This is a genomic window from Pseudomonas kermanshahensis (assembly GCF_014269205.2).
Lineage (GTDB): Bacteria > Pseudomonadota > Gammaproteobacteria > Pseudomonadales > Pseudomonadaceae > Aquipseudomonas > Aquipseudomonas kermanshahensis.
This window is the reverse complement of record NZ_JABWRY020000004.1, coordinates 41,969-67,530: the sequence shown is the minus strand read 5'-3', so window position 1 is coordinate 67,530 and position 25,562 is coordinate 41,969. Positions and strand designations below refer to the sequence as shown.

20 protein-coding genes are annotated in these 25,562 nt (G+C 62.8%); 10 read left to right on the top strand and 10 right to left on the bottom strand.

The features are described from left to right. Positions 1 to 83 precede the first annotated feature (83 nt). From HU764_RS27375 to bioB, 6 genes are all read right to left on the bottom strand, one after another. Positions 84 to 380 carry a pyrroloquinoline quinone biosynthesis protein PqqE gene (locus HU764_RS27375; RefSeq protein WP_186681324.1) on the bottom strand — a complete coding sequence of 99 codons (297 nt, stop codon included), beginning with the start codon at positions 378 to 380 and terminating at the stop codon, positions 84 to 86. A 112-nt stretch (positions 381 to 492) separates the two neighbouring features. Continuing rightward, entirely contained in the window at positions 493 to 1,173 is a 681-nt protein-coding gene (gene bioD / locus HU764_RS27370; RefSeq protein ID WP_186681321.1) for a dethiobiotin synthase, read from the bottom strand. A gap of 10 nt (positions 1,174 to 1,183) precedes the next feature. Continuing rightward, positions 1,184 to 2,002, bottom strand: coding sequence for a malonyl-ACP O-methyltransferase BioC (gene bioC / locus HU764_RS27365; protein WP_085274059.1), 819 nt, complete (start codon positions 2,000 to 2,002; stop codon positions 1,184 to 1,186). After that, positions 1,995 to 2,726: an alpha/beta fold hydrolase gene (locus tag HU764_RS27360; RefSeq protein WP_186681317.1), complete on the bottom strand. Its 732-nt coding sequence runs from the start codon at positions 2,724 to 2,726 to the stop codon at positions 1,995 to 1,997. Before HU764_RS27360 ends, bioC begins: the two co-directional genes overlap by 8 nt. Beyond that, positions 2,719 to 3,891: an 8-amino-7-oxononanoate synthase gene (gene bioF / locus HU764_RS27355; RefSeq protein ID WP_186703179.1), complete on the bottom strand. Its 1,173-nt coding sequence runs from the start codon at positions 3,889 to 3,891 to the stop codon at positions 2,719 to 2,721. Before bioF ends, HU764_RS27360 begins: the two co-directional genes overlap by 8 nt. A 1-nt stretch (position 3,892) precedes the next feature. Beyond that, entirely contained in the window at positions 3,893 to 4,951 is a 1,059-nt protein-coding gene (bioB, locus tag HU764_RS27350; protein ID WP_027594348.1) for a biotin synthase BioB, read from the bottom strand. Between the two features lie 89 nt (positions 4,952 to 5,040). On the opposite strand from bioB, the gene HU764_RS27345 reads away from it, so the two are divergent. Together HU764_RS27345 and HU764_RS27340 are read left to right on the top strand one after the other, a co-directional pair. Further along, a complete protein-coding gene (locus HU764_RS27345) occupies positions 5,041 to 5,778 on the top strand; it encodes a ComF family protein (RefSeq protein ID WP_186681315.1) in 738 nt (245 codons plus the stop codon). Between the two features lie 26 nt (positions 5,779 to 5,804). Then, positions 5,805 to 6,569, top strand: a complete 765-nt coding sequence (locus tag HU764_RS27340) for a TOBE domain-containing protein (protein WP_186703178.1) — start codon at positions 5,805 to 5,807, stop codon at positions 6,567 to 6,569. A 1-nt stretch (position 6,570) separates the two neighbouring features. Here HU764_RS27340 and HU764_RS27335 read toward each other — a convergent pair whose 3' ends face one another. Further along, a complete protein-coding gene (locus HU764_RS27335; RefSeq protein ID WP_186681311.1) occupies positions 6,571 to 7,923 on the bottom strand; it encodes a DUF1552 domain-containing protein in 1,353 nt (450 codons plus the stop codon). Position 7,924: 1 nt separating this feature from the next. After that, complete coding sequence (locus tag HU764_RS27330) at positions 7,925 to 12,028, bottom strand: DUF1588 domain-containing protein (protein ID WP_186703177.1); 4,104 nt, start codon at positions 12,026 to 12,028, stop codon at positions 7,925 to 7,927. A gap of 309 nt (positions 12,029 to 12,337) precedes the next feature. Between HU764_RS27330 and HU764_RS27325 the strand changes: the two genes are divergently transcribed. Next, a complete protein-coding gene (locus HU764_RS27325; protein ID WP_186703176.1) occupies positions 12,338 to 13,312 on the top strand; it encodes a serine/threonine protein kinase in 975 nt (324 codons plus the stop codon). A gap of 64 nt (positions 13,313 to 13,376) precedes the next feature. Further along, the gene (gene rarD, locus HU764_RS27320) at positions 13,377 to 14,264 is read left to right on the top strand and encodes an EamA family transporter RarD (protein ID WP_186681305.1); all 888 of its coding nucleotides are present in this window, start codon (positions 13,377 to 13,379) and stop codon (positions 14,262 to 14,264) included. A gap of 333 nt (positions 14,265 to 14,597) precedes the next feature. Here rarD and HU764_RS27315 read toward each other — a convergent pair whose 3' ends face one another. After that, complete coding sequence (locus HU764_RS27315; RefSeq protein ID WP_027594342.1) at positions 14,598 to 15,116, bottom strand: glycine cleavage system transcriptional repressor; 519 nt, start codon at positions 15,114 to 15,116, stop codon at positions 14,598 to 14,600. A 453-nt stretch (positions 15,117 to 15,569) separates the two neighbouring features. On the opposite strand from HU764_RS27315, the gene HU764_RS27310 reads away from it, so the two are divergent. Further along, positions 15,570 to 17,747 (top strand): malate synthase G, encoded by a 2,178-nt coding sequence (locus HU764_RS27310; protein ID WP_186703175.1) that lies wholly within the window; start codon positions 15,570 to 15,572, stop codon positions 17,745 to 17,747. Between the two features lie 130 nt (positions 17,748 to 17,877). Here HU764_RS27310 and HU764_RS27305 read toward each other — a convergent pair whose 3' ends face one another. Further along, on the bottom strand, positions 17,878 to 18,327 hold the full coding sequence (locus HU764_RS27305) for a response regulator (protein ID WP_225874407.1): 450 nt from the start codon (positions 18,325 to 18,327) through the stop codon (positions 17,878 to 17,880). Positions 18,328 to 18,506: 179 nt separating this feature from the next. Between HU764_RS27305 and HU764_RS27300 the strand changes: the two genes are divergently transcribed. The 5 genes from HU764_RS27300 to HU764_RS27280 all read left to right on the top strand — a co-directional run bounded on the left by HU764_RS27300 (position 18,507) and on the right by HU764_RS27280 (position 25,544). Beyond that, positions 18,507 to 20,444, top strand: coding sequence for a DUF294 nucleotidyltransferase-like domain-containing protein (locus HU764_RS27300; protein WP_186703174.1), 1,938 nt, complete (start codon positions 18,507 to 18,509; stop codon positions 20,442 to 20,444). Then, on the top strand, positions 20,441 to 21,151 hold the full coding sequence (locus HU764_RS27295) for a 3'-5' exonuclease (RefSeq protein ID WP_027594338.1): 711 nt from the start codon (positions 20,441 to 20,443) through the stop codon (positions 21,149 to 21,151). Before HU764_RS27300 ends, HU764_RS27295 begins: the two co-directional genes overlap by 4 nt. Before the next feature lie 236 nt (positions 21,152 to 21,387). Beyond that, entirely contained in the window at positions 21,388 to 21,906 is a 519-nt protein-coding gene (locus tag HU764_RS27290) for an RNA polymerase sigma factor (protein WP_099428143.1), read from the top strand. Further along, positions 21,903 to 22,859, top strand: coding sequence for a FecR domain-containing protein (locus HU764_RS27285; protein WP_085274052.1), 957 nt, complete (start codon positions 21,903 to 21,905; stop codon positions 22,857 to 22,859). The genes HU764_RS27290 and HU764_RS27285 overlap by 4 nt, the downstream gene beginning before the upstream one ends. 252 nt (positions 22,860 to 23,111) lie before the next feature. After that, on the top strand, positions 23,112 to 25,544 hold the full coding sequence (locus HU764_RS27280) for a TonB-dependent siderophore receptor (protein WP_186681298.1): 2,433 nt from the start codon (positions 23,112 to 23,114) through the stop codon (positions 25,542 to 25,544). Positions 25,545 to 25,562: the final 18 nt, after the last annotated feature.

Here is a 25,562-nt window from a genome sequence, read left to right as displayed (position 1 = left end):
AGAGGGCGCGCAGGGGCGCAATGAGGCGCAAGGGAAGCCCGCGCCCACAAAGGAAGAGTCGCTAAGTTGAGTGCCGCGAGGGATCAGGCGTAGGTGTCGATGATCCGGCCGAGCATTTCGTCGGATGCCTTGACGACTTTCGCGCCAAGCTCCACTTCATGTTTGCCCAGTGCCAGTTGCACGGTACTGGTGGCCAAGTCCATCTGCTGGCTGCGATCAACAGCGCGCAGACGCTCAGCCTGGAAGTCGCTCGACTGGCTGGTGGCGGTGCGTTCGGCGGTATGGTTGGCGATCTGGCTGGCGGCTTGATCGACGCGGTTCTGGCCGCTTTGGATTGCGCTGAGGCCCGCGTAATAGGCGGAGCTGCCGGTGATTTCCATGTCAGGACTCCATTGACGCTGGATGACGAACAGGCCTCATTAAAGCAGTTGATGGCAGAAAAGGCCCGTTTAAATCGTTAATGGCCCAGTGCCAGTCGATAGGCAGCGGCCGTTAATCCAGCAAATCCAGCTGCAAATGCTCAGCCACCATATTGGCACTCGCCAGCTTCAACTTCGGTACCCGCCCCAGGCATGGCGCCGGCAAGCGCTCGGCGAGGCTGGCCAGGTTTTCTTCAAGGCGCGATGTGCGCGGTTCGATGATATTCGCCACCCAGCCCGCCAGTTGCAGCCCATCGCGGGCAATCGCTTCGGCGCTGAGCAAGGCATGGCTGATACAGCCCAGGCGCACCCCAACCACCAGGATCACTGGCAGTTGCAGGGCAATGGCCAGGTCAGACAGGTTGGCCTGGCCCGACAGCGGCACACGCCAGCCACCGGCGCCTTCGATCAACGTGAAGTCGGCGTTTTGCTGCAGCACGTTGCGCATCGCCGCCAACAGCTCGGGTACACCCAGCGTGACGCCGGCCTCGCGTGCGGCGACATGGGGTGCGATCGCAGGCTCGAAGGCGAATGGGTTGACCTGTTCGTACGGCAATTTGATCGTGCTTTCATCGATCAGCGCCTGTGCGTCGCTGTTGCGCAGCCCCTTTGCGGTTACCGTACAACCCGACGCCACCGGCTTGGCGCCCAATGTGCTCATGCCCTGCAACCGCGCTGCATGCAGCAGGCCGGCAGCAATCGTGGTCTTGCCGACATCGGTATCGGTACCGGCAATGAAATAGGCCTGGCTCATCTGACTCCCCTTACGCCTGTGGCTTGCGCAGCACACCATAGACCACTTGGTAAGTGGCGGGCAGCCCCTGAGGCTGGCGAAATGCCTCGTATGCCTGCAACAAGCCCTGCATGCGGGCACGGCCGGTGAGGCCCGAAGGGCGGCCCGGGTTGATATTGTGTGCACCAAGCGCCTTCAGCTCGTGGGTCAGGCTGCGTACATCGGGGTAGTGCAGCACGTGCGCGCGCTGCTGCAGCGCTACCTGCTCGAAGCCACTGCCCGCGCACAGGCGCTGGTAATCGTCAAAGCGGCGGAAGCGGTTGACATGCACCAGGCCATCCACGGCCTGCCAACTGGCACGCAGTTCATCGAGGGTGCCGACGCACAGGCTGCTGAATGCCAGCACCCCGCCTGGGCGTAACACCCGGCGCGCCTCGTCCAGCACACTGGCGAACTGCCCGCACCACTGCACCGCCAGGCTGGAGAACACCAGATCGACGCTGGCATCGCGCAGCGGCAAGCGCTCGGCATCGCCGGCCACGTGGTACTGCGCGCCGCGCTGTTCGTTGCGGGCATGGCGCAGCATGCCTTCGGCGATATCCACCGCCACGCCACTGGCCTGCGCGAAGCGCTCGGCCAGCACCCGGCTGAAGTGGCCGGTGCCGCTGCCCAGGTCCAGCCAGCGCGACGGTGCCAAGCCCTCTGGCAACTGGCCCAGCAGGTTCAGGCCGACGTCGCGCTGCAACGCCGCGACGCTGTCGTAGCTGGCCGCCGCGCGGGAAAACGAGGCCGCCACCTGGCGCTTGTCCGGCAGCGCGCCGGGCAGGGTCGGACGGGAAAGGTCAGTCATCGCCACTCTCATGCAGAAAACTCTTGATACCCGCCGCCAGCTCCTGTGGGTATTCCAGCAGGAACGCGTGGGAACTGTCTTCAACCAGCCCAACCTCCACGTCGGGCAACAACTCGCTCAGCGCTTTGGCCGCCTCGGCCGGGACCAGTGCATCACTGCCGGCGAACAGGTGCAGTTGCGGACCGCCATAAGCCTGCAGTGCCTCGCGGGTATCCAGCTGGGCCAGTACTTCCAGCCCGGTGGCGAGGTACAGCGGGTCGGTATCCGGCACACCGACGCCCAGCTGGCGCAGCAAGGTACGAGGTTGTTGGGCGCCGTCGCTGCACAGGGTGCGGAAGCGTTTGAGGGTTACCTGGGTGTGGCTGCGGCAACCGTCGAGGAAGGTGCCGAAGGTATCTTCGGCCATGCCGTGGGGCCAGTCTGGCCGCGCCACGAAACTGGGGTTGCTGGCCAAGGTCAGCAGTCCGCAACAGTGGTCGCCGCGCTTGCGCGCAAGTTCGCTGGCGAGCATGCCGCCCAGCGACCAACCGCCCAGCCAGGTATCACGGGGCAACTTGCGGTCAAGGTGGTCGACCCACGCCTGTACGTCGGCGTCGGCCAGCTCCGGCAGGGGCATCAGCTCGACCTGCAAGCGGGCATCCTGGGCGCGCAGGCTGGCCGCCAACGGCTCCAGCGCAGCAGTACCCAGGCCCCATCCGGGGAGAAGGATCAGTCGGTTACGCATCGGCGGCCTCCAGCTGTGGATAACACTCGGCCAATGCATTCAACAATAGCTGCACCTGCGCCTCGCTGTGCGCGGCGCTCAAGGTAACCCGCAAGCGTGCACTGCCGGCAGGCACGGTGGGCGGGCGAATTGCCGTCACCAGCAAGCCACGTTCGCGCAACATCTGCGAAAGGCGCAGCGCTTGTGCGCTGTCGCCAATCAGGATCGGCTGGATCGGCGTCGGGCTGTCCATCAGCTGCAGGCCGATCTGTTCGGCACCCAGGCGGAACTGGCGAATCAACGCATCCAGGTGCTCACGGCGCCAGGTTTCGCGGCGCAGCAGCTCCAGGCTCTTGAGTGTCGCGCAGGCCAGCGCCGGGGGTTGGCTAGTGGTGTAGATATAGGGCCGGGCAAACTGCACCAGCGCTTCAATCAACGCTTCGCTGCCGGCGACAAAGGCACCCGCCGTACCGCAGGCCTTGCCCAGCGTGCCGATCAGCACAGGCACGTCATCGAGGCCCAGGCCGAAGTGCTCGACGATACCGCCACCTTGCGCACCCAACGTGCCCAGGCCATGGGCATCATCGACCATCAGCCAGGCGCCGCGGGCGCGGGCAACCTTGGCCAACGCCGGCAAATCGGCAAGGTCGCCATCCATGCTGAACACCCCGTCGGTTACCACCAAGGTATTGCCGACGGCCTTGCCCAGGCGGCTTTCCAGGCTGGCCGGGTCGTTGTGCAGATAGCGGTTGAAACGGGCGCCGCTCAGCAGCCCGCCGTCGAGCAAGGACGCGTGGTTAAGGCGGTCCTGCAACACCGTGTCACCCTGCCCCACCAGCGCGGTGATTGCACCCAGGTTGGCCATGTAACCGGTGGAGAACAACAGCGCGCGCGGGCGCCCGGTGAGTTCTGCCAAGGCCTCCTCGACCTGGTGGTGCGGCGTGCTGTGGCCAACCACCAGGTGCGAGGCCCCGCCACCGACACCCCACCGCTCGGCGCCCGCCTGCCACGCAGCAATCACCTCGGGGTGGTTGGCAAGGCCCAGGTAATCATTGCTGCAAAACGCCAACAGCGGCTGGCCATCGACCACCACTTCAGGCCCTTGCGGGCTCTCCAGCAGGGGCCGTTGCCGATACAGGTCTGCGGCGCGCCGTTCGGCCAGGCGCGCCGCCAGGTCAAAGGCCATCTCAGGCCGATGCTGCGTTGTAGAACATCTCGCTGCTGCGCTGTTCGACCAGCGCCTGCTCGATGGCCGCCTGGTGCACTTCATCGGCATGCTCTTCGCGGGCCTCAGGCTTGATGCCAAGGCGGGCGAACAGCTGCATGTCTTTGTCAGCCTGCGGGTTGGCGGTGGTCAGCAGTTTTTCGCCATAGAAGATCGAGTTGGCGCCAGCCATGAAGGCCAGGGCCTGCATCTGTTCGTTCATCTGCTCGCGGCCGGCCGACAGGCGCACATGCGACTTTGGCATCAGCAGGCGAGCCACCGCCAGCATGCGGATGAAATCGAACGGGTCGACATCTTCTTCCTCGGCCAGCGGCGTGCCGGCGACCTTGACCAGCATGTTGATCGGCACCGACTCTGGGTGCTCCGGCAGGTTAGCCAACTGGATCAGTAGCCCGGCGCGATCGTCCAGCGACTCGCCCATGCCGAGGATGCCACCGGAGCAGATCTTCATCCCGGCATCGCGCACATAGGCCAGGGTCTGCAGGCGCTCGCTGTAGGTGCGGGTGGTGATGATGCTGCCGTAGAACTCCGGCGAGGTGTCGAGGTTGTGGTTGTAGTAGTCGAGGCCGGCCTGGGCCAGGGCCTGGGTCTGGTCCTGGTCGAGCTTGCCGAGGGTCATGCAGGTTTCCAGGCCCATGGCCTTCACCCCTTTGACCATCTCCAGCACGTAGGGCATGTCCTTGGCCGACGGGTGCTTCCACGCCGCGCCCATGCAGAAGCGGGTGGAGCCGATGGCTTTGGCGCGGGCGGCTTCTTCCAGCACCTTCTGCACTTCCATCAGCTTTTGTTTTTCCAGCCCGGTGTTGTAGTGGCCGGACTGCGGACAATATTTGCAATCTTCAGGGCAGGCGCCGGTCTTGATCGACAGCAAGGTCGAAACCTGAACGCGGTTCGGGTCGAAGTGCGCGCGGTGCACGGTTTGCGCCTGGAACAGCAGGTCATTGAACGGTTGCTGAAACAGCGCCTTGACCTCGGCCAAGGTCCAGTCGTGACGTGTTGTTGCAGTTGTGCTGGCGCTCATCGGCGTTTCCTTGTTTAGGCTGTAACTGGCGCCGGGACAGGAAAGCCCGCCAGCGCATCACGGATAGCTCGCATAGTCACGGAAGGCCTATGAACTGTCAACTAAGACTGAAAGCACTGGTTTACAAGTGTGCAAATATTAACCACAGCTGTTTGCTGTGCGATGCGCCTGCTGAACAGGCGTACCCGTTGTGTATGGCCTGCGAGCAGGAGCTGCCTTGGCTGACGGACCATTGCCTGCGCTGCGCCCTGCCGTTACCGATGGCCAACCTGACCTGCGCCCAGTGTTGCCGCCGTGCGCCGGCGTTCGAGCACGTCGTCGCGCTGTGGCATTACGGATTTCCAGTCGACACGCTGATCAGCCGTTTCAAGCACAACCGCCAATGGCCGCTAGGGCGTTTGATGGCCGAAATGTTGAGCCATGGCCTGCAACACCGCTACGCAGAGGGCCTGACGCAACCTGACCTGCTGTTGCCTGTTCCGTTGGCCAAGCGTCGACTGCGAGCGCGCGGCTTCAACCAGGCCGGCATGCTGACGCGCTGGTTGTCCAAAAGCCTGGCAATCGACTGCGACGAGCGACTATTGCTGCGCACACGCGAAACGCCGGCGCAGCAGAGCCTGGATGCCAAAGCGCGCCAGCGCAATCTGCAGCGAGCCTTTGCCGTGGCCGACGAACACGCGCTCAAAGGCTTGCATGTGGCCGTGGTTGATGACGTGCTGACCACGGGAGCCACCGCGCAAGCCATCGCCGCCGTGCTATGCAGGGCCGGTGCATGCAGGGTCGATGTGTATTGCCTGGCACGCACGGCAAAACCGGGGCAAGCTTGACGGGTCAGTCTCAGATAGGCGCCATCATGTCCCTGCCCGCTCTCCTCACCCAGCACATCGCCCGCCGCCCGCAACGCATTGCCTTGCTCCAGCACATCGCCGAGCAAGGCTCGATCACCCGCGCCGCCAAGGCTGCCGGCATCAGCTACAAAGCCGCCTGGGACGCCATCGATGAGCTCAACAACCTCGCCAGCCAGCCGCTGGTCGAGCGCAGCACCGGCGGGCGTGGCGGCGGTGGCGCACGCCTGTCGGCCGAAGGCGGCCGCGTGCTACGGCTGTACCAGCGCTTGCAGAACCTGCAGGCGCAGCTGCTCGAAGCCGCCGAGGAATCCACCGACCTCGACCTGCTCGGGCGCCTGATGTTGCGCACCAGCGCGCGCAACCAGCTGCAGGGCGAAGTCAGCGGCCTTCGTCGTGAGGGGCGCCATGATCGCGTCAGCCTGGCATTGGGTGGTGGCCTGGAGATCGATGCGCTGATCACCCACGACAGCACCGCACGCCTGGAACTGACACTAGGTATCCACGTGGTGGCGTTGCTCAAGGCCGGCTGGGTACAGCTGCTGGCCAGCGACGATGAGGTCGAAGCCGGCAGCAACTGCCTGACGGCCACCATTGAGCAAGTGCTGGCCGATACCCAAGGCCCCAGCGAGGTACGCCTGAGCCTGGCCAACGGGCAGACCTTGTGCGCCTTCGCCGAGGCCGACTGGCTGGCACAACAACAGCTGTTGGCCGGCGAGCCGGTACGTGTCCAGTTCCATCCTTCCAGCGTGCTGCTTGGGGTACCGGCCTGAATCAAGACACGTTGCTGAAGATCCCTGTCACCGGCGACACATCGCCGGGATAGGGCACCGTGGTGCCCGCCGCTAGCGCGATGGTCGACCATATGCGTTGCATGTCAACCAAGCTACCCTTGGCCCAGTGCGAACGATCACCTTGGCTCTTGATGTTGAAATAGCGACCGTTGCCGTTACCAACATTTAGCAGCCCGCTGGCGCCCCCCATCAGTACCAGCGGCATATCGACCATGTGCTCCGGAGCACCGTCGGCCATCTCGCTGGTGAGTACAACCAACGTGTGCTTGAGCAGTTTGTCGCCAGGCACATGCGGGTCATCGTATTTGGCGAGCTCGTCCATGAACAGCTTCACCTGTCGCACATACCATTGCCTTGACTCCCGCCATTCTCTCTCGCCGGCATAACGGTGAGCGCAATCATGGGGGTTGGTGCTGGCACTCACATCAAGAATGTTCAGCGACTCCGCCGAACGCCCAATCTGCACGGTTGCGACACGGGTCACCCCGCAGGCCAGCGCTGCCGCCACAACCTTATGATGGCTTTGCTGCACCTGGTTACGGAATTGCGCCGAACTGATGGGGTGCTGGTCCAGCGTCAGTGGCCCGCAGTCTGAAGGCACCGCACCTTCGATGTCCTTGACCACCTGCTCCAGCGAATCAAGATGGGTGACCAGCTTCTCTCGCTGGGCACCGGCCAGACGCCCACGGAGCTCGGCGATATCAGCGCGGATCGGGTCGAATACATGGGCGTTACGCACCTGGAGGTCGCGTACCGCGCGGGCGGTGCCGCCAAATACCGATTCGTTCAGGCGCACCGGGTCCTGCTGCGGCGTTCTGATCTTGTTGTCGTCCCACGAAACGTACCAGGGCGTGTTGTCGATCCCGGCATGAGGCCCGGCGAACAGACTGCGATGGCTGGGTTGGGTACCTGGCATGGCATCACCAAGCACTCTATCGATAGAGCTCTTGCTTCCTGACGTATCGCGCAAGACAAATTTCCATCCATCATGGCCAATGTTACCAGGCCCCAGGATCAAGCCCTGCAGGTAAAGCGACTGGCTGCGATAATCCGCCAGTTCCTGGCTGACTAGGTTGAGTGTGAAATCACCGGTATCGGTATCTGCACTCCGGGCGGCCTTAGGAAACCACAAGCCATCGCTGTTGTGCGCGCTCCCACTGTAGGAGTCGACTGCAAGCCCATCCGGCACGACGAAGAACACTACCTTCAGTTGAGGCTGCTCCTTCGTCTCTTGCAACAGGTACTTCGCAAACCCACTGCTGCTCAGCGGCAACAGCGTACCCGCCGCAGCCAATTGCATCAGGAAACGCCGACGGCTCTTCAGGATGTCCATGTCAATTCTCCTCTTGGCGCTTGAGGAACACAGGTGAGGTAGCCAGCTCGCGAATCATCTGGATCAACGAACCGTTGGTCTTGAGCGATTCGGCGGCAGCCTTCAACGTGCCCACCGACCCTGCAGACACTTTGTTGCCGAACATGAAACGGAAATAGCTGTCGGCCATGCAGGTTTGCGCCGTCAGGTTAGTGGGCAGCAGCCGAGCGATATCGCGCACGTTGTGGACGCTTGCCCAGTTCTCCAGGCCCGTGTTGCTGATGAACGGCCCTGCGGCATCAATGTTCACCTGCACCGGGAACTGCGCATGGTTGTAAGCCGGCTCGGTTTCGCGATAACGCCCGGACGCATCGTAGTTTTCCATGCTGGAACCGGTGTCGTTCATGTACTTGTGGCACTGCCAGCAACGGCCCTCCGAGGCCTGCTCACCGTTGACCAGGTCCCAACGTTCGCGCGTCGAGATCGCCCTTGGCGGATACTGCGGCTCTTGCGGGTCGGCATCGACCGGCGCACCGAACTCCCGGCACAGCAGCTGCTCACGGATCATGATGCCGCGCTTGACCAGAGAGGTAGCCTGGTAGTCAGAGGTGGCCGCCTGGGTAGCGCCCAGGTGCAACAGCCCACCCCTTCGTTCATCGACCGTGACCTTGCGCATGTCGTCGCCGGTCACGCCCGCAATCGCGTACTGTTCTGCCAACCGTTGATTGAGGAAGGTATACCCAGGGTTGAACAGTGCATTGAATGCCCCGCCGCTCTTGAGCACCTCCCCCACCAGACGCGCCTGCTCCTGTCGCATGCTCTGGATGACCTCAGGCGCCAGCCCGGGCTTTTCCTGGATATCGCGGCTGGTCTTGATGTAGTAGCTGATGAAGCGGTTGAACTGTGCGATGCCCTGCTCACTCATCAGCATCTGCTGAGCCAGCGCCCCCATCTGCTCGGGCGTCTCGAGCTGGCCTTGTTCGGCTTTGCGCATGAGCTCTTCACTCGGCGTGGTACCCAGCATTGCGTAAGAAAGCGCTGTCGCTCGTTCGTTGGCGGTCAACTGATAGGTGCCGGATGTCCGGCCATCTGTTACGCCCAATTCGGAGCGGTACAGGAAGTGAGGTGACAACAGCAATGCTGCGACCAGCGAGGCATCATCATGGTCAGCCTTCACGGCCTCATAACGGCTCAACTCATCCGGGCTCAGTGGCCGTCGGAAGACGCGATGGCCGAGGCTTTCGACGCTCTGCTGAGCCAGCCATTGCGGGTCGACCTTGCCTGCCACATTCCACGCCACGTCATACAGCGTCTTCAGGTCTTCGGCGTTGATCATCCCCAGATCTGCCTCCCCGACGTATTTGAACGCTTTATCAAACTTGTCGGCCGGCAACGCATCGGCCTGCACGTGCACGGCAAACAGGTCGTGCACGCTGTTCACATACTCGTCACGCGTCAGCAGGCGCAGTTGCCGCTTGCCGTATGCTTGCCCAGGGTCCAGATAGCCGGCCCACAGTTCGTCATAGAAGTAATCCGCAATCTGCCCCGAGCAAGACGCATCGCAATGCCCACTCACGCTCATGCCGAGGATCTGCTGTACCAATGCTTCCTTGCCCGCCAGGCTCCAGTTGATGGCCTTGTTGGCATCCTGGAAGTACTGCACGGTGTGGCACTTCGCACAGGTGGTCGCCACAACCTGTTTGCCGAGTTCGGCGACGTGCTGGTAGCGCATCTGCACCTTCACCGCATCCCGGCTTTCTTCATCGATGTTCACGACCTGCTGGGTCGGCTCAGGCAGTTCGCCCTGGTAGTAAGGGAAGTTGAATTTGTGCTCACCGACTGGTAGCAGCACGTCATGGGATCTGCCCCATGGCACCTTGATGACCTGCGCCTCCCCGTCGCTGATCAGGGTGACTTCCCATTGCTCCGGCGCCTCGCCACTGAATGCAGGCTTGGCCGGTGCAACCACGGTGGCCTTGACGGGTTGGAACGGTGGCCGTTCGATGTAGGCGAGTTGCACGACCTGCGCGTTCGGCGAGTCACTCAGCGTCACCTGCTGCTGGCGCTGGCTGGGTATCAGCTCACCGACGTTGTCCAGCGTGACCGTATACGTGCCGGCAGCCAGGCCCTTGATGCTCAGTGGCGACTCACCCCAGGCGACATCGAAACGCCGGCTGCGTCCATCGCTGCCCTTGAGCGTGCCACTGATCATCAGTGGCCGTACCTCGGGGCTTGGCGCCGCAGTGGGTTGCAGTTTGAGCAGGCTCTTGCCTATCACTTGCGTGGAGTCGAAGGTGATCCGGTAGATCACCCCGGCCAAGTCGTCGGACACCAGCAGCGAGTTGTCGCTCAATGGCAACATGTCGACTGGGCGGCCCAGGCACGAATCGTCCAGGCAATACACATTGAAGTGTTCTGTCGAGCCTCCCCAACCCGTTACCAGCGGGATCTGGTTGATAACCTCACGTCCGTCCTTGACTGTGAGCATGCGCAGCTCCATGCCTGGGCTGGCCTTGATCCCTGTGCCATGCACGGCCACCAGCAGGCGCTGGAGATTGGCGGCGTCGTTGTAGAACCCGTTCCAGAATTCGATGCCCAGCGGTGCGGTGTTGCTGCCCAGTTCATAGGCGGGCGCCTGATAATCTTCAGGCTTGAGCAGGTGCAATGGCTTGTCCGAAACGATCGCCCCATCGGCCAATGGCGGCACGATAGAGCCTGGCTCCTGGTATTCCTCCTGGGTAAACCCAGGCACATCGCGGCCGTAGAAATATGGCACGCCGAAATGCTGCCCTTCCTGGCTGATCAAGTTGACTTCGTCGGAGTTCAGGTAGCCCTGCCGGTTGTTATCGGTGAACCAGATCTTGCCGTCCGGGTGCCAGGTGAAGCCGACCGCGTTGCGCACGCCTCTGGCCAGCACCCGCGAGGTGGCGTTTTCGATGTCATAGCGCAAGACGGTGCCGTAACGCCCATCTGGCGGAATGATGCAGGTATTGCAGGGAATACCGACGGCGGTATAAAGACCCTTGTCCAATGGATCAATCGGGTTGAAGTGCAACGGATGCTTCTGGTGCCAGATACGCTGACCAGGCCGGGCAAGCGGGAAGGCGGTGTCGTCGGCGGGGAAGTTCATCACCACTTCAGGCTTAGCATCACGATAGTGCTCATCGACATTGCGCACCCGATACAACTTGCCGGAGGTCGAGAAATACAGGTCGCCATCGCGGTACACCACGCCATGCGGCTCTTCCAGCCCTGAGGCCAGCAAATACACCCCTGTTGGCTTACCGGCCTCGTCCAGCGGGATCGCATAGATGAACCCGGCCGTGCGCGCTTCATAGGTGTAGACGGGGATGGCACTGGAGCCGACGTAAAGCACCCGGTTGCCCATCGCCATTTGCCGCGGTTGATACAAGCCGCTGGCGAACAGTTCCACCTTCACACCTGGCAGCGTTACTAGCCTGCTCAGGTCCAGTGGCTGGCGAAACTTGACCTCGAAGCTGATCTTTTCTGGCGTGTCAGGTTTGAATTCGACCTGGGTAGGCGTGGTCAGCGGCAGGTAACCCTGCGCTTCGTTCATGATCAGGTCGTACTTGCAGGCAGGAAGGTCAGGCAAAGTCAGCACTTCATCAGAACGCCCCGAGAACGGAATCGTCTCTTTTTTGCAGCGCAGCACGCCACTGACCTCAAGGTTGCGCCGCCCTGCCGGCCCGACCCCTTGCGCCGATGCCGTGAACGGTACCTTGCCCGCCACTGTGGTGAATGACAGTTCCAGGGTGTTGGTCTGGGGCTGAGCATTACAAGCACCAAGGTCGTTCCACGCATCGCGCCAGAGGTCGCTACCGTTGAATGCCTCACCGGGGGAGTAAGGTGGCTGATTACACCACTGCCAGGCACCGACAGTACCCTCTCTGTCGTTTTTGCATTGGAAGGCCCTGCCAACATTGGTCACCAAACTGTCCTGGCTGTAGGGGGTTTCTCCAGCAGCGGGCTTTTCATAGGCAGGCGCTTGGCACTGTTCAGGCGTTGCCTGTCGTGTTTTCGAGCGCTCCTGCGAAGGTGCGAGGCTCATGTATCCCACCAGGCTTATCAGCAGTGCAGCAAGACCGAACGCAGCAAGACGGCGCATGAATCTTCTCCTTGTCGAAGCCACTCCGCGCACATGCGCAGGTGACAACCGCCCCGGTGCTCCAGTGGCCGATATGACCAAGCGAACCCGGGATCTATGAACCGTTCGTGCGCAACTGCCGATATGCGAGAGCGATGAGCAGGACAGTAAGCCAGCATCCTTTTTGTGGGTACTGGCAGAAATGCTAGGTACCCGGCGGGTCAGCGTGCCTATTCGATCGCTTGCGCCTGCGAACCGATTGGGGGACGCTGGGCGCTCAGAGCGTCATTACAATGCGGGCGCTATGCCCCATGCCCCTGCGGAGCCTTCATGTCTCACCCTTTCGTTACCCTCACCCCCGACCTGGTCCTGGACGCCGTGGAAAGCATTGGCTTTCTCAGCGACGCCCGGATCCTGTCGCTGAACAGCTACGAGAACCGCGTCTATCAGGTGGGCATCGAAGACTCGCAGCCGCTGATCGCCAAGTTCTACCGCCCAGGCCGCTGGAGCGATGAGGCCATCCTCGAAGAGCACCGCTTCACCGCTGAGCTTGCCGATTGTGAAGTGCCGGTGGTCGCGCCTCTCCAGCACGACGGCCGCACGCTGTTCGAGCACCAGGGTTTTCGCTTCACCCTGTTCCCCCGCCGCGGCGGCCATGCCCCGGAGCCCGGCAACCTCGACCAGCTGTATCGCCTCGGCCAGTTGCTCGGCCGCCTGCACGCCGTGGCCGCGACACGCCCGTTCGAGCACCGCGAAGCATTGGCTGTGGACAACTTTGGCCACGCGTCACTGCAAACCCTGCTTGAGGGCAACTTCGTACCGCGGGAATTGCTACCTGCCTTTGAGTCCGTCGCCCGCGACCTGCTGAAGCGGGTCGAGGACATCTACGCGCGCACCCCGCACAAGGTGATGCGCCTGCACGGCGACCTGCACCCCGGCAACCTGATGCATCGCGACGAGGTGTATCACGTCGTCGACCTCGACGACTGCCGCATGGGCCCAGCGGTGCAAGACCTGTGGATGATGCTCGCTGGTAGCCGCGAGGAACGCCTCGGCCAACTGGCAGAGCTGATCGACGGCTACAACGAGTTCCACGACTTCGACCCACGCGAGCTGCCCCTGATCGAGCCCTTGCGAGCCTTGCGCCAATTGCACCACAGCGCCTGGCTGGCCCGTCGCTGGGACGACCCGGCCTTCCCGCGCAGCTTCCCCTGGTTTGGCCAACCGCGCTACTGGGGCGACCAAATTCTGGCACTGCGCGAGCAGATGGCGGCCCTCGATGAACAACCGCTGAAATTGTTCTAGATGTGTGCTGACCTCTGTCTACAATAGGCGTCGCTTTATTTAGCTACCTAAGCAAGGATTCTGCATGCACGCCGCAAACCCGCAACGCGGGTACATCCTGGGCCTCAGCGCCTACATCATTTGGGGCCTGTTCCCCCTGTACTTCAAGGCCATCCAGAGCGTCCCCGCCGTGGAGATCATCGTCCACCGGGTGCTCTGGTCGGCGTTGTTCGGTTCGTTGCTGCTATTGGTATGGAAGCACCCTGGCTGGTGGCGCGAATTACGCAACAACCCGCGCAGGCTGGCCATCCTCGCCCTGAGCGGCGCGCTGATCGCGGGTAACTGGCTGACGTATGTGTGGTCCGTGAACAACGGCCGCATGCTCGAAGCCAGCCTGGGCTACTACATCAACCCGCTGATCAACGTGTTGCTGGGCATGCTCATCCTCGGCGAGCGCCTGCGCCGCCTGCAATGGCTGGCGGTGGCCATGGCGACCGTGGGGGTGGCCCAGCAGGTGTGGCAAGTGGGCAGCCTGCCCTGGGTGTCGCTGGTGCTGGCGCTGAGCTTCGGCTTTTATGGGTTGATCCGCAAACAGGCGCCGGTGGCAGCGCTGCCGGGCCTGGTGGTGGAAACCTGGATGTTGGTGCCGCTGGCCCTTGGCTGGATGTTGCTGCACCCCGCTGCCCTGAGCGCACAGGGCGCGTTCTACACCAGCAGTGAAGCGTTGTGGTTGATGGCGGCAGGGCCAGTGACCCTAGTACCGCTGGTGTGCTTCAACGCCGCCGCACGCCACCTGCCGTATACCACCTTGGGCTTCCTGCAGTACCTGGCGCCGACGCTGGTGTTGCTGCAGGCAGTGTTGCTGTTTGACGAGCATTTGTCGTCGAGCACCCTGGTGGCGTTCATGTTCATCTGGGCGGGTTTGGCGATTTATAGCGTCGATGCCTGGTTGAATTTGCGCAAACGCGCTTGATCAAAAAATAATCAAAACTCTGCAGCCCATGTAGTTCGTGGCCTGCAGAGACATCTCCAGAGGTTATCCACACCCTCGTCCCCGTGCTTTGTGCACAAGCTGCTGATATTTGGGTGTTTTTTGATCAAAACCTTGCAAGGCGCATGTTACCTGGGCTGGAGAGGTGCGCCCCCAGGTTATCCACAGGGCCGTACCTGTGAAATGGGGGATAACCCTGGGGTCCGCTTCGCGGCCCATTCGCAGCACAAGGCTGCTCCTACAGAGGTTGCGCGGTACCTGTAGGAGCAGCCTTGTGCTGCGAATGGGCCGCAAAGCGGACCCGGCAATCTCAAATCAATCCTCCGCCCGCAACTCCAACTCCACCATCAAATCATCCGCCAAACTCTCCAACCGTTGCCGCAGCTCATCCAGCGACAACGTCAACGGCAAGGCCAACAGCGCATTGGCATGAAACAGCGGCTCGCTGCTCATCGGTGCAGGCCGCACTTCGGTGGTAAAGCGCTCCAGGTTCACCCCAAGCTCGGCCAGCAGCCGGGTGATATCACGCACGATCCCCGGCCGGTCATTGCCCACCAGCTCCATGGCGATCGGCTTCCAGGTGCACGAGGGCTCGATGCCGCTCTCGGCAATCAGCACGCGAATGTCATACCGCGCCAAGCCCTGCAGCGACGCCACCAGCTCTGTGTAATTTTCTGCCGGCACCGCCACCCGCAAGATGCCAGCAAACTGCCCGGCCATGCGTGACATGCGGCTTTCCAGCCAGTTGCCGCTGTGGTCCGCGATGCATTGGGCAATGCGTTCGACCTGCCCGGCCTTGTCAGGGGCAATCACAGTGAGTACAAGATGATCCACAAGCCCTTCCTCTGCGTCGAACCGCGCTGGGCGGCGATAAACCGGGGGATCGATTGAGTATAGGCAAGGCGCGGCAACCTGCCGCAGGGCAATCGACATAACGAATCGTGTACTGTTTCAAGATTTATCTGGAACAATCCACCTGTTTTTTGCGAACATACCCACTCCCAGCGTGACCATACGCGACCAACGGGTCGCACAACGACGCTTTTAGTCTGATTTTGCCCCGCCTACTGCTTCATGTAGTATCCCGTGGCGCGGACTACAAAACGTCGTTTGGATGTCTGCCAAGGCGCCTGTGAAAATACGCACACTGCCCGCCAGCCCGTCTGGCAGGCCGCACCCAGCCGCCCTAGGGTTCATTCACCCAGGGCACGCACTGGTGCCGTGTTTAGAGAAGCGCTACAGGCTTAATACAGAAGAGCGAAATAGCTGAGCAGAGTGAGGCAAGCAATGACTGGATACGTTCAAGTCGGTGGCCTTCAGGTCGCCAAGGTCCTGTACGACTTCGTGAACAACGAAGCCATCCCAGGGACCGGCATCGTCGCCGAGCAGTTCTGGGCAGGTGCAGAGAAGATCATCAATGACCTCGCTCCAAAGAACAAAGCCCTGCTCGCCAAGCGCGACGAGCTGCAAGCCAAGATCGACGCCTGGCACCAGGCACGCAAAGGCCAGGCCCATGACGCCGTAGCCTACAAAAGCTTCCTCCAGGAAATCGGCTATCTGCTGCCACAAGCCGACGATTTCCAGGCCACCACACAAAACGTGGACGAAGAAATCGCCCGCATGGCCGGCCCGCAGTTGGTCGTGCCGGTGATGAACGCCCGTTTCGCCCTGAACGCCGCCAACGCCCGCTGGGGCTCGCTCTACGACGCCCTGTATGGCACCGATGCCATCAGCGATGAAGGCGGCGCCGAGAAAGGCCAGGGTTACAACAAAGCGCGTGGCGACAAGGTCATCGCCTTCGCTCGCGCCTTCCTCGACGAAGCCGCGCCACTGGCTGCGGGCTCGCATGTCGACTCCACCGCCTACAGCATCCAGGGCGGCAAGCTGGTGGTCGCCCTCAAGGGGGGCAGCAACAGCGGCCTGCGTGACGACGCACAACTGATCGGCTTCGTCGGTGACGCCGCCGCGCCGACCGCCGTGCTGCTCAAGCACAACGGCCTGCACTTCGAAATCCAGGTCGATGCCAGCACCCCGGTCGGCAGCACCGATGCCGCCGGCGTCAAAGACATCCTGATGGAATCGGCACTGACCACCATCATGGACTGCGAAGACTCGGTTGCGGCTGTAGACGCCGATGACAAGGTCATCGTCTACCGCAACTGGCTGGGCCTGATGAAAGGCGACCTGGCTGAAAGCGTGAGCAAGGGTGGCAAGACCTTCACCCGTACCATGAACCCAGACCGCGAGTACGCCGCGCCTAACGGTGGCAGCGTCACCCTGCACGGTCGTTCGCTGTTGTTCGTGCGCAACGTGGGTCACCTGATGACCAACCCGGCGATCCTCGATGCCCAGGGCAACGAAATCCCGGAAGGCATCCAGGACGGGCTGTTCACCAACCTGATCGCCCTGCACAACCTCAACGGCAACACCACCCGCAAGAACACCCGCACCGGCAGCGTGTACATCGTCAAGCCGAAGATGCACGGCCCTGAAGAAGTGGCCTTTGCCGCCGAAATCTTCAGCCAGGTCGAAGAACTGCTGGGCATGCCGCGCAACACCGTCAAGGTCGGCATCATGGACGAGGAGCGCCGCACCACGGTCAACCTCAAGTCCTGCATCAAGGCCGCCGCCGAGCGCGTAGCGTTCATCAACACCGGCTTCCTCGACCGCACCGGTGACGAAATCCACACCTCCATGGAAGCCGGCGCTGTCGTGCGCAAAGGCGCCATGAAGAACGAGAAGTGGATCGGCGCTTACGAGAACAACAACGTCGACGTGGGCCTGGCCACCGGCCTGCAAGGCCGTGCGCAGATCGGCAAAGGCATGTGGGCCATGCCCGACCTGATGGCCGCCATGCTTGAGCAGAAGATCGCTCACCCGCTGGCCGGCGCCAACACCGCCTGGGTACCTTCGCCGACTGCCGCGACCCTGCATGCCCTGCACTACCACAAGGTCGATGTGCAGGCACGTCAGCGCGAGCTGGCTACGCGCACCCCGGCGTCGGTCGACGACATCCTGGCCATCCCGCTGGCCGCCGACACCAACTGGTCGGACGAAGAGATCCGCAACGAGCTGGACAACAACGCCCAAGGCATCCTCGGTTACGTGGTGCGCTGGATCGATCAGGGCGTGGGTTGCTCGAAAGTGCCGGACATCAACAACGTCGGCCTGATGGAAGACCGCGCCACCCTGCGCATCTCGGCCCAGTTGCTGGCCAACTGGCTGCGCCATGGCGTGGTCAGCGAGGCGCAGGTGCTGGAAAGCCTCAAGCGCATGGCGGTGGTGGTTGACCAGCAGAACGCCAGCGATGCCCTGTACCGCCCGATGGCGCCGAACTTCGACGATAACGTCGCGTTCCAGGCGGCTGTGGAGCTGGTGATCGAAGGTGGCAAGCAGCCGAACGGTTATACCGAGCCGGTACTGCACCGCCGTCGTCGCGAGTTCAAGGCGCGTAACGGGCTGTAAATCGCAAGGGGCCGCTGCGCGGCCCATTCGCGGGCAAGCCCGCTCCCACAGGTACCCCACTCAGCTCGAATGCAGTGGGGTACTTGTGGGAGCGGGCTTGCCCGCGAATGCTATGGCACAAGCAACCGACCTACTTGAGCCCTAACTCCTGCTTCACTAACCTCAGCAGTTTCTCCAGATCCACAGGTTTGAGCAGAAAATCCACCACCCCAAGGTGCATCACATCCACCGCCTCTTTCACATCGGTGTCACCCGACACCACGATGATCGACAACGCCGCCCACCTCGACTCACGAATCTGCCGGATCAACGCCATTCCATCCTTGGGTTCCATGCGCAGATCAGTAATCATCAGGGCAATTCTGGGTTCCCAGTGCAGCTTCCACAGCGCTTCCAGAGCACCGTCGGCCGTCATGCAATCGATGCCTCTGCTTTTCAGATAGTAGCTCAGCGCCTTCCTGTTCACGGCATTGTCATCGACCACCAGCACCACCGGTCGGGGCGCAACAGGCGCACTTACCACGGCCAGTGCCTCGCGTTCGGCGTCACTCAGGAGGTCGTCATGCTCAACCATGGTCATCTCGTCAAAAAGTCGTGCTCACGGTAAGACCGCATCTTGCGATATTGATCACACGCCGCTCATAGACTTACGTCCAATGGGCACCACAGCGCAGCCAGCCGACCATGGGGACCGAGAACAACAAGGCCGGCACCTATATATAGATATATATAGTTCGGCGTAGCGATACGGTCAGCTTCATGAGTAAAAAGGACGCCTACAGCCAGGCGGGCAGGACGGCTGTGCTACAGAACATACAAGGCACGTTGCAGTTTCTGCAGCGCTTCCCCCCGTTCAACCAGATGGAGCACGGCCACCTGGCGTATCTGGTCGAGCAGTGCCAGCTGCGCTTCTATGCCAGCGGCGAAAGCATCGTCAAACCCGCCGATGGCCCGGTCGAACACTTCTACATCGTCAAGCAGGGGCGCGTCGTGGGCGAGCGCCAGCACCTGGTCAAACCCGGGGTGGAAACCACCTTCGAGATCACCAGCGGCGAGTGCTTCCCCCTGGCCGCGCTGCTGGGCGAGCGTGCCACCCGCACCGAGCACCTGGCCGGTGAGGACACCTTCTGCCTGCAACTGAACAAGGCCGCGTTCATCCGCGTGTTCTCCTTGTCAGAAGCCTTTCGCGACTTCGCCCTGCGCGGGGTCAGCAGCCTGCTCGACCAGGTCAACCAGCAAGTGCGCCAACGTGCCGTGGAAACCCTCGGCACCCAGTACTCGTTGAATACCCCCTTGGGCGAACTGGCCATGCGTCACCCGGTGGTCTGCAGCCCCGACATGCCGCTGCGCGACGCCGTGCGGTTGATGCACGAGCAGCAGGTCGGCAGCATTGTCGTGGTCGACCCCGCACGCTACCCGATCGGCATCTTCACCCTGCGCGACCTGCGCCAGGTGGTAGCCGCCGCGGATGCCCACCTGGGTGCGCCGATCGAGCAGCACATGACCGCCAAACCGTTCTACCTCAGCCCGCAGGCCAGCGCCTTCGACGCCGCCATGGCCATGACCGAGCGGCACATCGCCCATGTTTGCCTGGTGGACAACCAGCGCCTGTGCGGGGTGGTCTCCGAACGTGACCTGTTCTCCCTGCAACGGGTCGACCTGGTGCACCTGGCGCGTACCATTCGTCATGCACCACGCCTGGAAACCCTGGTTTCCCTGCGCGGTGAAATCAGCCAACTGGTCGAGCGCATGCTCGCCCACGGCGCCTCGTCGACGCAGATCACCCAGATCATCACGCTGCTGAACGACCACACCGTCTGCCGGGTCATCGAACTGGCCCTGGCCGAGCGCGGCGACCCAGGCGTGCCCTTCAGCTGGCTGTGTTTCGGCAGCGAAGGGCGGCGCGAGCAGACCCTGCACACCGACCAGGACAACGGCATCCTGTTCGAAGCCCGCGACAGCGCCGAAGCCGACGCGGTCCGCGCCCGCCTACTGCCACTGGCGCAGTACATCAACCAATGCCTGGCCCAGTGCGGTTTTACCCTGTGCAAGGGCAATGTCATGGCCGGCAACCCCGAGCTGTGCCTGTCACGCAGCGAATGGGCACAGCGCTTTGCCGGCTTCGTCCGCGAGGCCAGCCCGGAAAACCTGCTGGCTTCGAGCATCTATTTCGACCTGCGTGTGGTCTGGGGCGACGAGCAAGGCTGCGAACAACTGCGCCAAAGCCTGCTGGCGCAGGTGGCCGACAACCGCCTCTTCCAGCGCATGATGGCCGACAACGCCCTGCGCCAGCGCCCACCCGTGGGCCGCCTGCGTGAATTCGTGCTGACCCGCCAAGGCAATGACAAGGCCGCCACCCTCGACCTCAAGGTGCAGGGCCTGACGCCCTTCGTCGATGGCGCGCGGTTGCTGGCCCTGGCCAATGGCATCGGTGCCTGCAACACCCTCGAGCGCTTGCGCCAACTGGTGACGAAAGGCGTCATCGAGCCACTCGACGGCGCAGCGTATGAAGAGGCTTACCACTTCATCCAGCAAACCCGCATGCAGCAGCACCAGCGCCAGACCCGCGATAACCTGCCCTACTCCAACCGCGTCGACCCAGACAGCCTCAACCACCTGGACCGGCGCATTCTGCGGGAGTCGCTGCGCCAGGCGCAGCGCCTGCAAAGCAGCCTGGCCTTGCGGTACCAGCTATGAGCCTGTTCGCCTGGCTACGCCCCAGCATGCCCGACCTGGACGACGCCTCGCGCCAGCGCCTGGCGCAGTTGCCCAAGCCGTCGGCGCTGGGGGTGTGCACGTTGCGTGAACAGCGCTGGGTGGTGCTGGACCTGGAAACCAGCGGCCTCAACCCAAACCGTGACCAGGTGTTGTCGATTGGCGCCGTGGCCATCGAAGACGGCGCCATCGACTTTGCCCAGCAGTTTGAACGCACCCTGTACCGCCCGACCCAAAAGACCAACGCCAGCGTGTTGATCCACGGGCTGGGGCCCAGTGCCCTGGCGGCCGGCTGCGACCCGGTCGAGGCCTTGCTCGACCTGCTCGACTTCATTGGCGATAGCCCAGTGCTGGCGTTCCATGCGCCCTTCGACCAGCGCATGCTCGCGCGTGCGCTGAAAGAAAGCCTGGGCTATCGCCTGCAGTTGCCGTTTCTCGATGTTGCCGAACTGGCGCCGATGCTCAACCCCGACACGGTGCTGCGCGAAGCCGGGCTGGATGACTGGGTTGCGCGTTTTGGCCTGCAGGTGGAAGAGCGCCACCATGCCAGTGCCGATGCCCAGGTGACTGCTGAGCTGGCTTTGATCCTGTTCAGCCAGGCCCGCCGCCAGCAGTTGGACAGCCCGTTGCAGCTGGAGCAGCGGTTGCGGGGGTGGCGTCGGCGTAAGGTGCATAGTCACGGCCTGTGAATTTTATGATGGCCCCACTGGCCCTTTCGCGGGGCAAGCCCGCTCCCACAGGGAATGCGCTGCCCTTGAAGCCAGTGAGATCCTGTGGGAGCGGGCTTGCCCGCGAAGGGGCCGGCATAGGAAACACAGCACCATAGTGGCAATCCGATAAGCGTCCATTGCGCCCCGCCCCCTGCCTCTGCAACAATCGCGAATAATTATCGTTAGTTAATGCATTCGTTCCGGGGGGACGCTGCTTGTCTTCTGCACACAGCCCACACGCCGAGCTGGTCGGTGCGCTTTACCGCGACCATCGCAGTTGGCTGCTCGCCTGGCTGCAACGCAGCATGGCCTGCCGTCAGCGTGCCGAAGACCTGAGCCAGGACACCTTCGTGCGCCTGCTCGGCCGTGATCGGCTGGAAACGCCCCGCGAGCCACGCGCCTTTCTGGCCGCCGTGGCCAAAGGGCTGATGTTCGACCATTTCCGCCGCACCGCGCTGGAGCAGGCCTACCTGGCCGAACTCGCCCTGCTGCCCGAAGCCGAACACCCCTCCCCGGAAACCCAGCACCTGATTCTCGAAGACCTCAAAGCCATCGACCGTCTGCTGGGCAAACTGTCGAGCAAAGCGCGGGCGGCCTTCCTGTACAACCGCCTGGACGGCATGGGCCATGCCGAAATCGCCGAGCGCCTTGGCGTTTCGGTATCGCGGGTACGCCAGTACATCGCCCAAGGCCTGCGCCAGTGCTATGTGGCCTTGTACGGGGAGCCGACGTGAACGGCTCACCGGTATCGTCCCGCGTCCTGGAAGCGGCCATCGCCTGGAAGCTGAGCCTGGATGAAGGCAGCGGCACGCCTGATGAGCGCAACGCGTTCATGCGCTGGCACGCCGCCAGCGAAGAGCATGCCCGCGCCTGGCGCCAACTGGGCAGCCTCGACCAGCGCGTGAGCGCCGCTGCCGGGCCTGCGCGCCAGGCACTGCTGCAGTCGCGGGCCGGGCTGCGGCGGCGCATCGGCAAGGTTGGCAGCGGCCTGGCCGGGATGTTGCTGCTGGGCTCACTGCTGGCCTGGGTCGGCGCCCCCTCGCTGTCACCGAACTATTGGCTGGCCGACCAACGCACCGCCACCGGCGAGCTGCGCACCCTGCGCCTGGAAGACGGCACCCTGCTGAGCCTGAACACCCATACCGCGGTGGATATCGACTACCAAGGCGAGCAACGGGTGATCGTGCTGCACCAGGGCGAAATCTCGGTCGAGACTGGCCACCAAGACCCACGCCCGTTGCTGGTACGCACCGACGACGGTCGCCTGCGCCCGCTGGGCACACGCTTCCTGGTACGCCGTGAGGCACAGGGCACACGCCTGGAAGTGCTGCAGGCCTCGGTCGCGGCCATGCCGCTGAACAGTGGCGACGAGCAGGTGTTGCGCGAAGGCCAGCAGGTGCTCATGGATGCCAACGGGCTTGGCCAGGTCGGCACAGTCGCCGTCGGCGCCGATGCCTGGACCCGCGGCATGCTGGTGGTGGACAACGTGCGCTTGGCTGACTTGCTGGCCGCGCTTGGGCATTACCGCAGCGGCCATCTCGGGGTGGCTGACGAAGTTGCCGACCTGCGTGTCACCGGCAGCTTCCCGCTGACCGACACCGACCTAGCCCTGGCGTCGCTGGAGCCGGCACTGCCGGTGCAGATCGAGCGGCATACGCCGTGGTGGGTGACCGTCAAGGCCAAATAGTGATCTGTTGTTCTGGCGCGAATGCACTGTAGGAGCAGCCTTGCGCTGCGAAGAGGCCCGCGACAACACAGTGGATCTTCGCTGCTTTCACTGGCCTCTTCGCAGCACAAGGCTGCTTCTACAGCGGATGGCGTTTGAACGGGCATCGCCGGTTCTTGAAGTCTTTTTACTTTTTTTTCGACAAGCCCTGTCACTTTTGAAATCTCGCTCGGCAAGGAAGCAGTTAGCACTTATCCGTCTTGGAGCCGCTGCATGTCCCGTACTGTCGATCGTATCCTGCGCCCCAGCCTGATGGCCCTGGCCATTGGCCTGGCCGCGCCGCTGGCCAGCCCTGCCCTGTTCGCCGCCGAGCAATCCGCCCAGCGCGCCTACGACCTGCCTAGCGCGCCCTTGGCCAGCACCCTCAACCAGATCGCCAGCCAATCAGGCATCGCCCTGGCCATCGACCCGGCCCTGGTCAGCGGCCGCACCTCGGCCCCGGTCAACGGCCAGTACGACGGCATCGGCGCCTTGCAGGCCGCCCTGCGCGGCACTGGGTTGCAGCTGCAGCAGAGCAGCGTTGGCAGCTACAGCCTGGTGGCCGTCCCGGACGGCACCCTGGCACTGCCGGAAACCACCGTGAACGCCGACAGCGTCAGCGAAAGCGCCTGGGGCCCGGTAGAGGGCTACCTCGCCCAGCGCACCGCCGCCGGCACCAAGACCGATACCGCGCTGGTCGAAGTCCCCCGCTCCATCTCTGTTGCCACACGCCAGCAAATGGCCGACCGCGGCGTGCACAGCCTGGATGATGCCGTGCGCTACATGCCCGGCATCGTGTCTGCCAGCTTCGGCAGCGACACACGCTATGACTGGATGCGCGTGCGTGGCTTCGAGCCGACCCAGTTCCTCGATGGCCTGCCGCTGCCCCGTGGCGTGTACGCCAACCCGAAAGCTGAAACCTGGAACCTCGACCGCCTCGCACTGCTGCGCGGCCCGGCTTCCTCGATCTATGGGCAAACCCCACCGGGCGGCCTGCTGGACATGGTCAGCCGTCGCCCACAAGCTGAAAGCACCCACGAAATCGAACTGCAGTACGGCAGCGACAACCACCGCCAGATCAACTTCGCCAGCACCGGCAAAATCGACGACCAAGGTCAGTTCCTGTACAGCGTCAGTGGCGTGATCCGCGATGGCGGCACCCAGATCGACCATATCGACGACAAGCGCTACAACATCGCCCCGAGCCTGACCTGGAACATCGACGACGACACCTCGCTGACCTTGCTGACCCAGTTCACCCGCGACGATACCGGCGCCACCAGCCAGTTTCGGCCGATCCAGGGCACCAAGATCGACATGCCGTTCGGCAAGATCTCCCACCACAAAAACCTGGGCGATCCGGACTACGAGTTCTACGACCGCACCTACTACGCGCTGGGCTATGCCTTCGAGCATCGCATCAACGATGTCTGGCAGTTCCGCCAAAACCTGCGCTACACCAAGTCGGACCTGGCGTTCCAGACCATCACCCCCGGCAGCTACTACGAGGGCGGTGGGCCAGTACAAGACGATGGGACTGTCAGCCGCATGTCCACCAACGTCGACGAAGACATCAGCCAATTCGCCGTGGACAACAACTTCCAGGCTGACTTCGCCAGCGGGGACATTACCCACACCCTGCTGATCGGCCTGGACCACCAGCGCGTCAACACCAACTACCTATCGATCTACGGCTTCAACGTACCGAACAGCAACGTCAACAACCCGGTTTACGGGCTGCCGATCACCCGCCCGGATCGCTCCACGGCGTTCTATGACTACAACCAGAAAACCCGTCAGACGGGCCTGTATGTCCAGGACCAGATGGCACTGAACAACTGGCGCCTGACCCTGGGTGGCCGGGAAGACTGGGTGCACACCGGCACCAAGTACCTCAACCAGGGCGATGCCACCAACACCCAACGTGACAAGCAATTCAGCGGCAACGCGGCGATCAGCTATGTGTTCGACTCGGGCTTTGTACCGTATCTGTCGTATGCGGAGTCGTTCCAGCCGGTCAGCAATGCCGCCGTGTCTGCCACGGAGTCGTTCAAACCGACCGAAGGCAAGCAATGGGAGCTGGGTATCAAATACCAACCGCCAGGTTCCAACACGTTGCTGTCGGCAGCCGTGTATGACCTGACCCAGAAAAACGTCTCGGTCACCAACACCATCGGCAACGTGAGCGTCACCAGCCAGACTGGCGAAGTGAAAGTGCGCGGCCTGGAGCTGGAAGCGGTATCCGACGTCAGCGAAAACCTCAAGCTGACTGCTGCCTACACCTTGGCCAAGTCCGAAGTGCAAAAGGGCGACTACAAAGGCAACCGCCTGCAACTGATGCCCAACCAGCAAGCCTCGCTGTGGGCCGACTACACCTGGCACAGCGGCGTGCTTGACGGTTTCGGCATCGGCGGTGGCGCGCGCTACACGGGCAACACCTATGGCGACCAGGCCAACACCTACCTGGGCAAGGCCAATGCCTACACCGTGTTCGATGCCTCGGTGCACTACGACCTCGGCCGCCTGAACAACAGCCTCAAAGGCGCGTCGGTGGCGGTCAACGCGACCAACGTGTTCAACAAGGACTACCTCTCCACCTGTGACAGTTACTACTGCTACTACGGCGATGAGCGCAGCGTCGTTGCCAGCGCCACCTACAAATGGTGATGACCTGACAACCCACGC

Bases quoted from the DNA above. Each gene is read 5' to 3' on its own strand.
- HU764_RS27375 (WP_186681324.1), bottom strand. From the start codon at position 380: ATGGAAATCACCGGCAGCTCCGCCTATTACGCGGGCCTCAGCGCAATC.
- bioD (WP_186681321.1), bottom strand. From the start codon at position 1,173: ATGAGCCAGGCCTATTTCATTGCCGGTACCGATACCGATGTCGGCAAG.
- bioC (WP_085274059.1), bottom strand. From the start codon at position 2,002: ATGACTGACCTTTCCCGTCCGACCCTGCCCGGCGCGCTGCCGGACAAG.
- HU764_RS27360 (WP_186681317.1), bottom strand. From the start codon at position 2,726: ATGCGTAACCGACTGATCCTTCTCCCCGGATGGGGCCTGGGTACTGCT.
- bioF (WP_186703179.1), bottom strand. From the start codon at position 3,891: ATGGCCTTTGACCTGGCGGCGCGCCTGGCCGAACGGCGCGCCGCAGAC.
- bioB (WP_027594348.1), bottom strand. From the start codon at position 4,951: ATGAGCGCCAGCACAACTGCAACAACACGTCACGACTGGACCTTGGCC.
- HU764_RS27345 (WP_186681315.1), top strand. From the start codon at position 5,041: ATGAACTGTCAACTAAGACTGAAAGCACTGGTTTACAAGTGTGCAAAT.
- HU764_RS27340 (WP_186703178.1), top strand. From the start codon at position 5,805: ATGTCCCTGCCCGCTCTCCTCACCCAGCACATCGCCCGCCGCCCGCAA.
- HU764_RS27335 (WP_186681311.1), bottom strand. From the start codon at position 7,923: ATGGACATCCTGAAGAGCCGTCGGCGTTTCCTGATGCAATTGGCTGCG.
- HU764_RS27330 (WP_186703177.1), bottom strand. From the start codon at position 12,028: ATGCGCCGTCTTGCTGCGTTCGGTCTTGCTGCACTGCTGATAAGCCTG.
- HU764_RS27325 (WP_186703176.1), top strand. From the start codon at position 12,338: ATGTCTCACCCTTTCGTTACCCTCACCCCCGACCTGGTCCTGGACGCC.
- rarD (WP_186681305.1), top strand. From the start codon at position 13,377: ATGCACGCCGCAAACCCGCAACGCGGGTACATCCTGGGCCTCAGCGCC.
- HU764_RS27310 (WP_186703175.1), top strand. From the start codon at position 15,570: ATGACTGGATACGTTCAAGTCGGTGGCCTTCAGGTCGCCAAGGTCCTG.
- HU764_RS27305 (WP_225874407.1), bottom strand. From the start codon at position 18,327: ATGACCATGGTTGAGCATGACGACCTCCTGAGTGACGCCGAACGCGAG.
- HU764_RS27300 (WP_186703174.1), top strand. From the start codon at position 18,507: ATGAGTAAAAAGGACGCCTACAGCCAGGCGGGCAGGACGGCTGTGCTA.
- HU764_RS27295 (WP_027594338.1), top strand. From the start codon at position 20,441: ATGAGCCTGTTCGCCTGGCTACGCCCCAGCATGCCCGACCTGGACGAC.
- HU764_RS27280 (WP_186681298.1), top strand. From the start codon at position 23,112: ATGTCCCGTACTGTCGATCGTATCCTGCGCCCCAGCCTGATGGCCCTG.